Origin of the sequence: Prescottella defluvii, from assembly GCF_000738775.1 — a bacterium.
Classification (GTDB): domain Bacteria; phylum Actinomycetota; class Actinomycetes; order Mycobacteriales; family Mycobacteriaceae; genus Prescottella; species Prescottella defluvii.
Genome location: NZ_JPOC01000026.1, coordinates 60,048 through 72,006, shown reverse-complemented (window position 1 = coordinate 72,006; position 11,959 = coordinate 60,048). Strand labels below are relative to the sequence as shown.

Sequence of the window (11,959 nt, the reverse complement as noted above, 5' to 3'; positions counted from 1 at the left end):
TCAGGAAGCGTGCTGCGGCGAGATTGTGTAGAGATCCTCGGCTGCATGCGCGTCTGGAAAGTCGTTCGGGGAAAACAGCTTTCGATTCGTAATCGTCGAACCCCTGCGGTGGGCCACGGACGTGAACAGTGCGACGGACGCGACATTGTCCGGGCTGATCGTGGTCTCCAGGTTCCAGACACCTTGCAGTGCAACGTGGTCCAGGAGATCGTTCAGCATGCGTCCGGCCAGTCCCTGGCCTCGCTGGGCGGCATCGACGGCCACCTGCCACACGAACAGGGTGTTCGGGGCCTCGGGGCGAATGTATCCGGTGACGAATCCGGTCACCCGGCCGTCGACGGTGGAGACGATCGATGTGTCTTGAAAGTCTCTACACCACAACAGGTATGAATAGCTCGAATTGACGTCGAGCGTCTGTGAATCCTTGGCGATCTCCCAGAGCCGGACTCCGTCTGAGATCTGAGGCCTACGGAACTCCACCGCGTCCGGCACGGTGGTCGGGGTAACTCGCGTTTGTATTGGCGTCATTGATGAATCGAACGTAACAACCCGGCGCCACGATTTCACGGATCCCCGGAAATCGGGCAGAAGAGACCCTGTAGTCGTGCAGGTGGGGCAGCTAATGTGAGCCTGGTCACGTTCGGTATCACTTGGGGGTGGCGAGCGCGAAAGGGAGGACAGAGGGCGCCCCTGCCCGGCGGAGGGTCCGTGCCGCCATCGTCAGCGTCCAGCCGGTGTCGGTGACGGTGTCGAGCAGCAGCACCGGACGGTCGATGCCGGTGAGATCGGGCACCTCCCATGCGTCGTGGAGGCCGGCGACGCGATAAGCCGAGTTGGCTGCCGAAACGGGGGGATGTTCCGGCCGCTCGCGGAGCACTCCGAGGTCGGTGAGGCGACCGACCTCGGCGAGCCGGGCGGTCAGGGAGCGCAGGAGTATCGGGTGGGTGGGCGACTCGAGGCCCATGACGGAGGTCGGTCGCTCCGCCCAGTCCCAGGCCGCGAGCACCTTGACGCACGCGTCGACGACGGCGTCGGGAACGGGCGCGTCGGGACCGTCGAGCAGCGTCCGCAGGCGCTGTCCCCAACCGAGGTCCGACAACCGTCCCAGGACACGTCCGGTGTCGGGGCCGTCGGTGATCTTGCCGGACAGGCTGATTCCCAGCTTCGCCATGCCGGTGGGCCACTGCTTGCGGGGGAGCAGGTCGATGCCGGGCCGCTCCAGTCGCTGCCGGGTATCGGCGATCGCGGCCTCACTGACCGCGGCACTGTACTTGGGGCCCGCACAGTTGTCGCAGCGACCGCAGCGCGCGTCCCCGTCGCCCAGTCCGGGGTCGTCGAGCTGACGGCGCAGGAACGTCATCCGGCACTCGTCGGTGCGTTCGTACTCGAGCATCGCGTCCTGTTCGGCCTGCCGGGCGACCTCGAGGCGGCCGTAGCGGTCGGCGTCGTACGTCCAGGGCTGCCCGGTCGCGAGCCAGCCGCCGCGGACACGCCGGACGGCACCGTCGACGTCGAGCACCTTGAGGACCAGTTCGAGGCGGGTCCGATTGAGTTCGACGAGCGGTTCGAGTGCCATCGTGGACTGCGGGCGCTCGGTGTCGAGCACGTCGATGACCTTGCGCACGATGTGTTCGCGGGGGAACGACACCGACGCGAAGTAGCTCCAGATCTGCTGGTCCTCGCTGCCCGGCAGCAGGACCACCTCGGCGCTGTCGGTGGAGCGGCCGGCGCGTCCCACCTGCTGGTAGTACGAGATCGGGGACGACGGCGCGCCCAGGTGCACCACGAAGCCGAGGTCGGGCTTGTCGAAGCCCATCCCCAACGCCGACGTCGCGACGAGCGCCTTCACGCGGTTGTTGAGCAGGTCGTTCTCGAGCGCCTCGCGTTCGGTGGCGTCCGTCTGCCCGGTGTACGCCGCGACCCGGTGGCCGCGGTCGGCGAGCAGGCTCGCCAGGTCCCGCGCGGCGGACACGGTGAGGGTGTAGACGATCCCGGATCCGGGAAGTTCGTCGAGGTGTTCGGCCAGCCACGCGGCGCGCTGAGTGGTGTTCTCGATCCGGACCACGGACATGTGCAGCGACTCGCGCTCGAGCCCGCCGCGCAGCACCAGGGTCTCGGCGCCGCCCACGCCTAGCTGGGTGGCGACGTCGGTGACGACGCGGTCGTTCGCGGTCGCGGTGGTGGCGAGGACCGGGATGCCCTCGCCGAGGTCCTCGACGAGGGTGCGGATCCGGCGGTAGTCCGGACGGAAGTCGTGCCCCCAGTCCGAGACGCAATGCGCCTCGTCGACCACGACGAGACCGGCGTCGGCCGCGAGCGACGGCAGCACCTGGTCGCGGAAGTCCGGGTTGTTGAGCCGCTCGGGACTGACCAGCAGCACGTCCAGTTCGCGCGCTGCGACACGCCTGTGGATGTCGTCCCATTCGGTCATGTTGCCGGAGTTGATCGTCGCCGCGCGCACACCGGCACGTTCGGCGGAAGCCACCTGATTGCGCATCAGCGCGAGCAGTGGCGAGACGATGACGGTGGGCCCGTGGCCGTGCGCCCGGAGCAGTTTCGCGGCGATGAAGTAGACCGCCGACTTGCCCCAGCCGGTGCGCTGGACCACCAGCGCGCGCCGTCGCCCGACGACGAGCGCCTCGATCGCGGTCCACTGATCCTCACGAAGCGTGGCCTGCGGGCCGGCCAGTTCGCGGAGCAGCCGTTCGGCCTCGTCACGGAGATCGGCGGCGGACTCGGTGCTGGTCGCGGTCGTCATGAGTCCATCGTGCCCGAGGGGGCCGACAGGCCCGGTATCGCGGTGGTCGAGCTCAGTCGGTCGACCGCACCATGTGCAGGATCGGGAACGGGCGGCCGTCGGCGTCGGTCTCCGAGCGGCTCGACGTGACGAACCCGTGGCGCTCGTAGAACCCGACGGCCTGCGGATTCTGTTCGTTGACGTCGAGGATCAGGTCGGGGTGTTCTGCGAGTGCGCGCCTGAGCAGGGCGGAACCGATGCCGCGCCCGCGATACGCGTCGTCGACGAACAGCATTTCGAGGGAGTTGCCGGCGATTCCCGAGAAGCCTGCGGGTGTGCCGTCGACGTCGGCGACCGTCAGTTCGACGGCCGGCAGGTAGTCACTCGCCATCCGCGACGCGTAGAACTCGATGTCCTCGGCGGTGAGGAAGGTGTGCGTCGCCTCGACCGCGCTGCGCCAGATCCGGACGAGGGACGGCCATTCGGTCGGGCCGTGACACGGGCGCAGAACGGGGTCGATCGATGTGCTCATCCTGTGGACCGTACGCCCGGCGGTTCGGGGTGCCAACCCGTTTTCTGGTCAGCTTTCCGGGTCAGCTTTTCCGGGTCAGCCCTGTCTGGCCACCAGCGCGTCCGTCTCGGCCCGGGTAGGTGACGCCGCGGCCGCCCCGGGTCGTGTCGTGGCCAGCGCGCCCGCGGCGCAGGCGAAGGCCAACGCCTCCCGCGGCCCGCGGTGCCAGGCGACGGCGAGCGCGCCGGTGAAAGCATCGCCGGCACCCGTGGTGTCGATCGCGTCGACGGTGGGGGAGTCGACGTGCACCCGTTCGCCTTGCGGGCCGCGGTAGCGGGCGCCGTCGGCGCCGAGGGTCGTCACGACGTGCGCGACCCGCGCGAGCGTGTTCTCACCGAGTTGCCGTTCCTCGGTCTCGTTGACGACGAGGACGTCGACCGCCTCGATCAGCTCGGCCGGAAGGGGCTGTGCCGGAGACGGGTTGAGCATCACCACGGTGTCGTGCCGGGCGGCGTGCAGGGCCGCCGCGGTCACCGTGTCGAGGGGAATCTCCAACTGACACAGCAGGACGTCGGCGCCGGCGACCGCACGCAGTTCCGCGTCCGTCGGGTCGGCGACGAGCGCGTTGGCGCCGGGGATCACGACGATCGAGTTCTGCCCGTCGTCGTCGACGGTGATCACGGCGACCCCGCTGGGTCCCTCGACCTCCCGCAGGCGCTCGGCGTCGACCTCCGCGTCCACGAGGGCCTGACGCAGTTCCAGTGCGAAGGTGTCGTCGCCCACCGCGCCCACGAAGACGACGTCGGCCCCGGCCTTCGCCGCCGCGATCGCCTGGTTCGAGCCCTTCCCACCCGGCGTCGTCGTGAACGACGTGCCGAGAACGGTCTCGCCGGGTGCGGGCATTCGCGGCGTCCTCGCCACGAGGTCCATGTTGATGCTGCCGACGACGACCACCCTGTTCTCCGTCATGGATCGAGGCTAGCCGTGGCGGCGCTGCCGTCAGAACCGTGACGACGCGCGGCCGAGGAGGGCGTAGTAGCCGCCGCCCACCAGCACGCCGAACACCGCGCCGACCATGAGTGCGATCCGGCCGGCCTCGGTGAAGAAGAGCAGCACGACGACGAACGACAGGAAGGTCAGTGCGATCCAGTTGGTGTACGGCGCGCCGGGGAGTCGGTAGTCGGATGCGGGCAGTGCGCCGCGGTTGACGAACCGTCGGTACCGGAGATGGCACACGAGGATCACGCCCCACACGAAGATGATCCCGATGGTCGACACCGACGTGATGTAGACGAAGGCGCGATCGGGGGAGAGCAGGTTGACGACGACGCCGATGACCATCGTGCCGGCCGACATGGTGATTCCGGCGTACGGAACCTGTCGGCGGCTGAGTTTGCTCAGCGCCGCGGGCGCCTCGCGGCGCAGCGAGAGGCTCCGCAGCATCCGGCCGGTGGAGTAGATACCGGAGTTGCACGACGACAGCGCCGCGGTGAGCAGCACGAAGTTCATGATGCCCGCGGCGGCCGGGATGCCGATCTGTTCGAGCACCTCGACGAACGGGCTCTTGCCGGCCTCGAAGTCCCGCCAACTCGCCACCGAGAGGATGACGACGAGGGATCCGACGTAGAACAGGCCGATGCGGAACGGCAGCGTGTTGATCGCCTTGCGCAGCGTCTGCTTGGGATTCTCGGCTTCGCCTGCCGTGACGCCGACCAGTTCCACGCCGACGTATGCGAACATCACGACCTGCAGACTCATCAGTGCGCTGCCGAAGCCGTTCGGGAAGACGCCGCCGTCGGCCCACAGGTTCGTCACGGTCGGGTTGGTGGCGTGGCCGAAGCCGATCGTGAGCACCCCGATTCCGATGAGGATCATGCCCAGAATGGCGGTGATCTTGATGGCGGAGAACCAGAACTCGGCCTCGCCGAATAGTTTCACCGAGATGAGGTTGGCGCCGAACAGCACGAGCAGCACCACCAGCGCGGTCAGCCATGTGGGCACACTCGGCCACCAGTACTCGACGTACTTGCCGGCGACGGTGATCTCCGCCATGCAGGTCGCGGCCCACACCGCCCAGTACGCCCACCCGGTCGCGAATCCGAAGAAGCGGCCGAGGAACTCCTCGGCGTACTCGGCGAAACTGCCCGACACGGGCCGGTAGGTGAGGAGCTCACCGAGGGCCCGCATGATGACGAAGATCACGAGTCCGGCCGCGAGGTAGGCCAGGATCAGGGACGGTCCGGCCTCCTCGATCGCGCCGCCGGCGCCGTAGAACAGTCCGGTACCGATGGCGCCACCGAGTGCGATCATCTGGATGGTGCGGGAGTTCAGTCCGCGGCTGTACCCCTCCGAGGGTGCTTCGTCGATCGTCCCGTGTCGTGACACTGACATTTCCTTACGCAGACGGCGCGTGGGCAGATAGATTATGCGCCCGGTGCGGTGGCTAATCTGTAGACATGACTGCCGCGACGCATACTTCACCCGCAGCCGGCGAAGCCGGGGACACCCGGGAGGCGGTGCACGACGCCGCCCGTCGCGCACGTGTCGCGTCCCGGGTCCTGGCCCTGCTGACCACGGCACAGAAGGACGCCGCGCTGCACGCGGCCGCCGATGCCGTCCTCGCCGCCACCGACGCGGTCCTCGCCGCCAACGCCGAGGACATCGAGGCCGCGCGCGCGTCCGGCACCGAGGAGTCGCTGCTCGACCGGCTGCGCCTGACGGCCGACCGTGTCGAGGGCATCGCGTCGGGTCTGCGTCAGGTCGCGGGGCTGCAGGATCCGGTCGGTGAGATCGTCCGCGGTTCCACGCTGCCCAACGGCCTCGAGATCCGTCAGGTCCGTGTCCCCCTCGGTGTCGTCGGCATGGTCTACGAGGCCCGCCCCAACGTCACGGTCGACGCGTTCGGTCTCGCGCTCAAGTCCGGCAACGCGGCCCTGCTGCGCGGATCGTCGTCGGCGGCGCACTCCAATGCCGCGCTCGTGAAGGTGCTGCGTGCGTCGCTCGCCGAGCAGGGACTGCCCGAGGACGCCGTCCAGTTGCTGCCCAGCGCCGACCGCTCCAGCGTCACCCACCTCATCCAGGCGCGCGGGCTCGTCGACGTCGTCATCCCGCGCGGTGGTGCCGGGCTGATCAATGCCGTCGTGCGTGACGCCACCGTGCCCACGATCGAGACGGGTGTCGGCAACTGCCACGTCTACGTCCACGCCGCGGCCGATCTGGAGATGGCCGAGAAGATCGTCCTCAACGCGAAGACCCGCCGCCCCAGCGTGTGCAACACCGTGGAGACACTGCTGGTCGACGCCGCGATCGCCGACACCGCGGTGCCGAAGTTGTTGCAGGCACTGCAGATGCACAGCGTCACCGTGCACGGCGACCTGCCCGGGCTGGTCCCGGCCACCGACGCCGACTGGTCCGAGGAGTACCTGACCCTCGACATCGCGCTCAAGGTCGTCGACGGTCTCGACGCCGCCGTCGAGCACATCGACCGTTACGGCACCGGCCACACCGAGGCCATCGTGACGTCCGATCTGTCCGCGGCACGCGAGTTCACCGCCCGTGTCGACGCCGCCGCGGTTATGGTCAACGCCTCGACCGCGTTCACCGACGGTGAGCAGTTCGGGTTCGGTGCGGAGATCGGAATCTCCACGCAGAAGCTGCACGCTCGCGGCCCGATGGGGCTGGGCGAGCTCACCTCGACCAAGTGGACTGTCTGGGGAGACGGTCATACCCGACCGGCCTGACGGCCCGAAAGGAGCGAGCGTGGATCGCGCCCTGCCGACCGCACCGCCGCTGTTCGCGAGCGTCGACGATGTCGTCGCGCGTCTCGCCGAGACCGGCTACCTGTCCGACAAGGCCACCGCGACCGCGGTGTTCCTCGCGGACCGGCTGGGCAAGCCGCTCCTGATCGAGGGGCCTGCCGGTGTCGGCAAGACCGAGCTGGCGCGGGCCGTCGCGCAGACGACCGGCGCGGAGCTGGTGCGCCTGCAGTGCTACGAGGGCGTCGACGAGTCCCGTGCGCTCTACGAGTGGAACCACGCGAAGCAGATCCTGCGCATCCAAGCCGGCAGCGACCACAGCTGGGACGCGACGAAGCAGGACGTGTTCTCCGAGGAGTTCCTGCTGTCGCGCCCGCTGCTGACCGCGATCCGGCGTGAGGACCCGACGGTGCTGCTGATCGACGAGGTCGACAAGGCGGACGTCGAGATCGAGGGCCTGCTGCTCGAGGTCCTCAGCGACTTCGCGGTCACCATCCCCGAACTGGGGACGATCACCGCGACCCGCAAGCCGTTCGCGGTGCTCACCTCCAACGCGACGCGGGAACTGTCGGAGGCGCTCAAACGGCGCTGCCTGTTCCTGCACCTCGAGTTCCCCGACGCCGAACTCGAGCGGCGGATCCTCGCGAGCCGGGTCCCGGAGCTGCCCGAGGCCGTCGCCGAACAGCTCGTGCGCACGGTGAACGTGCTGCGCGGGATGCAGCTCAAGAAGGTGCCGTCGGTGTCGGAGACCATCGACTGGGGGCGCACCCTGCTCGCGCTGGGACTCGACACCCTCGACGACGATGCGGTCCGCGCCACGATGGGTGTGGTGCTCAAGCACCGCGCCGATCAGCAGCGCGCCGCCGCCGAGCTGCGCCTCAACTGAGAGGGCCGAGCCGATGGTCACACCGTCTGCCCGCCGCGGCGGCCCGCCCGCGCCGTTCGGTATCCCCGGTCATCTCGTCGACTTCGTGGAGGCGTTGCGGCGGCGCGGGATTGCGGTCGGCCCGTCCGAGACCGTCGACGCCGGCCGGGTGATGGCGGTCCTCGACCTGCTCGACCGGGAAGCGCTGCGCGAGGGGCTCGCCTGCTCGCTGCTGCGTCGCCCCACGCACCGCGCGACCTTCGACGCGCTGTTCGACCTGTGGTTCCCGGTCGGCGTCGGCCGGCGCGACGACAGTGACCAGGACCGGTCGCTGCCGCGGTCGCCGGACGGCGAGATCGACCTCGATGCACTGCGGGAACTGCTCGCCGACCTCCTCTCCGACGACTCTCCGGAGGCGCTCGCGCAACTCGAGGTGCTGGTCGCGCAGATGGTCGATGAACTCGGCCGGTACGAATGGTCCAACGGTCCCTCGTTCTCGGCGTACCAGGCGCTACGCAACGTCGCCCCCGACAGGCTGATCGAGAAGATCCTCTCCGGGCTGCTCGGCAATCAGCAGGACGGCGAACGCCCCGGCGGGGACTACGCGTCGGAGGTCGCCAAGCGCGCCGCGGTGCAGCGGATCACCGACTTCCGGAAGATGGTCGAGGCGGAGACCCGCCGACGGTCCGCGGAACACATCGGCAAGGAACGGGTCGCGAACTACGGCGTGCCCAAGCTCGCCGAGGAGGTCGACTTCCTGCGCGCGTCGGACTCGGAACTGACGGCGCTGCGGCGCAGCGTCACGCCGCTGGCGCGGCTGCTGGCGAGCCGCCTGGCGGTGCGTCGCAGTCGAGCCCGGGCAGGTGCGATCGACCTGCGCCGCACGCTGCGCAAGTCGATGTCGACGGGCGGTGTCCCGATCGACCTGGTGCAGCGCAAGCCGCGCCCGGCCCGGCCCGAACTGGTGCTGCTGTGTGACGTCTCGGGTTCGGTGGCCGGGTTCTCGCACTTCACCCTGCTCCTGGTCCATGCGCTGCGCGAGCAGTTCTCGCGGGTGCGCATCTTCGCGTTCATCGACACCACCGACGAGGTCACCCGGTTCTTCGACGCGGGCTCCGACCTGGGCGTCGCGATGTCGCGGATGGTCCGCGAGGCCGACCTGATCACGTACGACGGCCACTCCGACTACGGCCACGCGCTCGGGGTGTTCGCGGAGCGGTACGCGCACACCATCACCAGTCGCAGTTCGCTGCTGGTCCTCGGTGACGGGCGTAACAACTATCGGCCGGCCGGTCTGCCCGCGCTCGAGCACCTGGTGTCGGTGGCCAAGCACGCGCACTGGCTCAACCCGGAACCACGTGGTCAGTGGGGTACCGGGGACTCGGCGGCGCTGGTCTACAACGAGGTGATCGACATGCACGAGTGCCGATCCGCACAGCAACTGGCCGCCGTGGTCGCCGGATTGCTGCCTGTGTGAATTCGTGAGCTGCGTCAACCCGTAAGCTGGATCATCGTGCAGCAGCCGACAGCGATCACCCGACGGCGCCGCCTCGGCGTCATGGGTGGCACCTTCGATCCGATCCACCACGGTCACCTCGTGGCGGCCAGTGAGGTCGCGGATCGATTCGACCTCGACGAAGTGATCTTCGTGCCGACCGGTCAGCCGTGGCAGAAGGACGATCGCCGGGTCAGCCCCGCCGAGGACCGCTACCTGATGACGGTGATCGCCACGGCGTCGAATCCGCGGTTCTCGGTCAGCCGTGTCGACGTCGACCGGGCCAAGGTCACCTACACGGTGGACACGCTTCGGGACCTGCGGACGCAGCATCCCGACGCCGAACTGTTCTTCATCACGGGCGCCGACGCGCTCGAGAGCATCCTGTCGTGGCAGGACTGGGAGGAACTGTTCGCGCTCGCCAAGTTCGTCGGCGTGTCCCGGCCCGGCTACGAACTGCACACCGAACACCTTTCGTCGCACCTCGAGCGGTTGCCGCAGGACGCGGTGACCCTGATCGAGATCCCGGCCCTGGCGATCTCGTCGACGGAGTGCCGACGGCGCGCGAGCGAGCACCGGCCGGTCTGGTACCTCGTACCGGACGGCGTGGTCCAGTACATCAGCAAGCGCAACCTGTACCAGCCGAGCGGCGCGGCACGACTGGACGGCGCGGTCACCATGTCCGAGCCGGTCCCGGCGCGACACGCGACCGCCGAACCTTCACAATCTTCAGTACAAGCAGAACCGGGAGAACACTGAGTGAGCGCATCGAACGACGCCATCGGAATGGCACGCATCGCGGCACTGGCGGCCGACGAGAAGTTGGCCACGGACGTGGTGGTGCTCGACGTCTCGGAGCAGTTGGTGATCACGGATTGCTTCGTCATCGCCTCCGCCGACAACGAGCGTCAGGTCAACGCGATCGTCGAGAACATCGAGGACGAGCTGCGCGAGGCCGGGCACAAGCCCGTGCGCCGCGAGGGCACCCGTGAGGGCCGCTGGGCCCTGCTCGACTACGTCGACATCGTCATCCACGTCCAGCACGTCGACGAGCGCAACTTCTATGCGCTCGATCGGCTCTGGAAGGACTGCCCGGAGATCCCGGTCGAGGGCGTCGAGCCCCGGCAGCTGTCGATCGAGCCCGACTCGGCGGACGACGCCGGGGAGTCGGGGCAGTGACCTCGGCCGCGGCCGGGCCCGCGGTCAAACGTCTGATCCTGCTCCGGCACGGGCAGACGGAATACAACGCGTCGGACCGGATGCAGGGACAGCTCGACACCGACCTGTCCGATCTGGGTCGCGCGCAGGCGAAGACGGCGGCGCAGGCGCTCGCCGACAAGCGGCCGTTCGCGATCGTGTCGTCGGATCTGCGTCGTGCACACGACACGGCGCTCGCGCTCGGTGACCACATCGGGATGCCGGTCGAGACCGACGCCCGGCTCCGGGAGACGCATCTCGGAGACTGGCAGGGGCTGACCCACACCGACGTCGACGGCGTCGCGCCCGGTGCGCGCGCCCGGTGGCGCACCGACGCGGCCTGGGCGCCGCCCGCCGGTGAGAGCCGCATCGACGTCGCGGCACGTAGCGTGCCCGTCGTGCGGGAACTGCTCGAACGCCACGAATCCTGGGGTGCGGATCCGTTGGTGCTGGTCGCGCACGGCGGCCTCATCGCCGCGCTCACGGCGCGACTGCTCGACCTGCCGGTGGATCGGTGGCCGGTGCTCGGTGGACTCGGAAACACCAGCTGGGTGCAGCTCAGCGGACACGGGGAGGGGACAGATCCGGTATGGCGATTGGATGTGTGGAACGCGTCGGCGAGCGTGGCCAGTGACGTCCTCTGACGGCCCCGCCGTCGAGGCACAGCCCGTTCTGCTGGTCGTAGCGGATTCGCTGGCGTACTACGGGCCCAAGGGCGGGCTTCCCGCCGACCATCCGCGGATCTGGCCGAGCCTGGTCGCGAAGGAACTGGGCTGGCGGGTGGAACTCGTCGCGCGCATCGGCTGGACCAGCCGTGACGCGTGGTGGGCGATCACCCAGGACCCGCGGGTGTGGGCCGCGGTGCCGCAGGCCGGCGCCGTCGTCTTCGCGGTCGGCGGCATGGATTCGCTGCCGTCACCGTTGCCGACCGCACTGCGCGAACAGCTGCGCTACATCCGGCCGCCGGCGCTGCGCCGGGTCGTCCGATCCGGCTACCAGTGGCTGCAGCCGCGGCTGTCCAAGCTGGGCCGGCCGGTCGCGTTGCCGCCCAGGCTGTCGGTCGAATACCTGGAGAGTTGCCGCGACGCCCTCGCGGCGATCCGCCCGGACCTACCGGTGATCGGCACCTACCCGTCCGTGCACCGCTGCGACGCCTACGGCCGGGTCCACACCGGACGCGCGCCCGCCGTCCGTGCCCTCGAGACCTGGTCGTCGGAGAAGGGCGTGCCGATGGTCGACCTCGCGGCCGCGGTGCGCGAGAACGTCTTCTCCGACCGTGCGAATCCCGACGGCATCCACTGGGGCTGGGACGCACACGAGGAAGTGGCGGCCGCGATGATCGACGCGATCAAGAACGTCCGTCGATCGACCACCTCCGCCGAGATCGAAATCGGGTAGC

12 protein-coding genes are annotated in these 11,959 nt (G+C 69.1%); 7 read left to right on the top strand and 5 right to left on the bottom strand.

Annotation, left to right across the window (positions count from 1 at the left end; all coding sequences use genetic code 11):
- From ectA to IJ15_RS0110600, 5 genes are all read right to left on the bottom strand, one after another.
- Entirely contained in the window at positions 1-528 is a 528-nt protein-coding gene (gene ectA, locus IJ15_RS0110620; RefSeq protein WP_031938316.1) for a diaminobutyrate acetyltransferase, read from the bottom strand.
- 118 nt (positions 529-646) lie between these two features.
- Entirely contained in the window at positions 647-2,758 is a 2,112-nt protein-coding gene (locus IJ15_RS0110615; protein WP_031938315.1) for a RecQ family ATP-dependent DNA helicase, read from the bottom strand.
- A 52-nt stretch (positions 2,759-2,810) separates the two neighbouring features.
- The gene (locus IJ15_RS0110610) at positions 2,811-3,269 is read right to left on the bottom strand and encodes an acetyltransferase (protein WP_031938314.1); all 459 of its coding nucleotides are present in this window, start codon (positions 3,267-3,269) and stop codon (positions 2,811-2,813) included.
- A 75-nt stretch (positions 3,270-3,344) separates the two neighbouring features.
- Entirely contained in the window at positions 3,345-4,217 is an 873-nt protein-coding gene (locus IJ15_RS0110605) for a ribokinase (RefSeq protein ID WP_031938313.1), read from the bottom strand.
- A 30-nt stretch (positions 4,218-4,247) separates the two neighbouring features.
- On the bottom strand, positions 4,248-5,639 hold the full coding sequence (locus IJ15_RS0110600) for an amino acid permease (protein WP_051918748.1): 1,392 nt from the start codon (positions 5,637-5,639) through the stop codon (positions 4,248-4,250).
- A gap of 65 nt (positions 5,640-5,704) precedes the next feature.
- On the opposite strand from IJ15_RS0110600, the gene IJ15_RS0110595 reads away from it, so the two are divergent.
- From IJ15_RS0110595 to octT, 7 genes are all read left to right on the top strand, one after another.
- Positions 5,705-6,988, top strand: coding sequence for a glutamate-5-semialdehyde dehydrogenase (locus IJ15_RS0110595; RefSeq protein ID WP_031938311.1), 1,284 nt, complete (start codon positions 5,705-5,707; stop codon positions 6,986-6,988).
- A gap of 19 nt (positions 6,989-7,007) precedes the next feature.
- The gene (locus IJ15_RS0110590) at positions 7,008-7,889 is read left to right on the top strand and encodes an AAA family ATPase (protein WP_031938310.1); all 882 of its coding nucleotides are present in this window, start codon (positions 7,008-7,010) and stop codon (positions 7,887-7,889) included.
- A 13-nt stretch (positions 7,890-7,902) separates the two neighbouring features.
- Positions 7,903-9,345, top strand: a complete 1,443-nt coding sequence (locus IJ15_RS0110585) for a vWA domain-containing protein (RefSeq protein WP_031938309.1) — start codon at positions 7,903-7,905, stop codon at positions 9,343-9,345.
- 36 nt (positions 9,346-9,381) lie between these two features.
- The gene (gene nadD / locus IJ15_RS0110580; RefSeq protein ID WP_081880684.1) at positions 9,382-10,122 is read left to right on the top strand and encodes a nicotinate-nucleotide adenylyltransferase; all 741 of its coding nucleotides are present in this window, start codon (positions 9,382-9,384) and stop codon (positions 10,120-10,122) included.
- Positions 10,123-10,542, top strand: a complete 420-nt coding sequence (gene rsfS, locus IJ15_RS0110575; RefSeq protein WP_031938307.1) for a ribosome silencing factor — start codon at positions 10,123-10,125, stop codon at positions 10,540-10,542.
- 80 nt (positions 10,543-10,622) lie between these two features.
- Complete coding sequence (locus IJ15_RS0110570; RefSeq protein ID WP_231569494.1) at positions 10,623-11,204, top strand: histidine phosphatase family protein; 582 nt, start codon at positions 10,623-10,625, stop codon at positions 11,202-11,204.
- Entirely contained in the window at positions 11,191-11,958 is a 768-nt protein-coding gene (gene octT, locus IJ15_RS0110565; RefSeq protein WP_031938305.1) for a diglucosylglycerate octanoyltransferase, read from the top strand. The genes IJ15_RS0110570 and octT overlap by 14 nt, the downstream gene beginning before the upstream one ends.
- The last annotated feature ends 1 nt before the right edge of the window (position 11,959 follow it).

What these genes read in the sequence shown, in the direction of transcription:
- IJ15_RS0110595 (WP_031938311.1), top strand. Translation starts at nt 5,705, where the DNA reads ATGACTGCCGCGACGCATACTTCACCCGCAGCCGGCGAAGCCGGGGAC.
- IJ15_RS0110605 (WP_031938313.1), bottom strand. Translation starts at nt 4,217, where the DNA reads ATGACGGAGAACAGGGTGGTCGTCGTCGGCAGCATCAACATGGACCTC.
- IJ15_RS0110615 (WP_031938315.1), bottom strand. Translation starts at nt 2,758, where the DNA reads ATGACGACCGCGACCAGCACCGAGTCCGCCGCCGATCTCCGTGACGAG.
- ectA (WP_031938316.1), bottom strand. Translation starts at nt 528, where the DNA reads ATGACGCCAATACAAACGCGAGTTACCCCGACCACCGTGCCGGACGCG.
- IJ15_RS0110585 (WP_031938309.1), top strand. Translation starts at nt 7,903, where the DNA reads ATGGTCACACCGTCTGCCCGCCGCGGCGGCCCGCCCGCGCCGTTCGGT.
- IJ15_RS0110570 (WP_231569494.1), top strand. Translation starts at nt 10,623, where the DNA reads ATGCAGGGACAGCTCGACACCGACCTGTCCGATCTGGGTCGCGCGCAG.
- IJ15_RS0110610 (WP_031938314.1), bottom strand. Translation starts at nt 3,269, where the DNA reads ATGAGCACATCGATCGACCCCGTTCTGCGCCCGTGTCACGGCCCGACC.
- IJ15_RS0110600 (WP_051918748.1), bottom strand. Translation starts at nt 5,639, where the DNA reads ATGTCAGTGTCACGACACGGGACGATCGACGAAGCACCCTCGGAGGGG.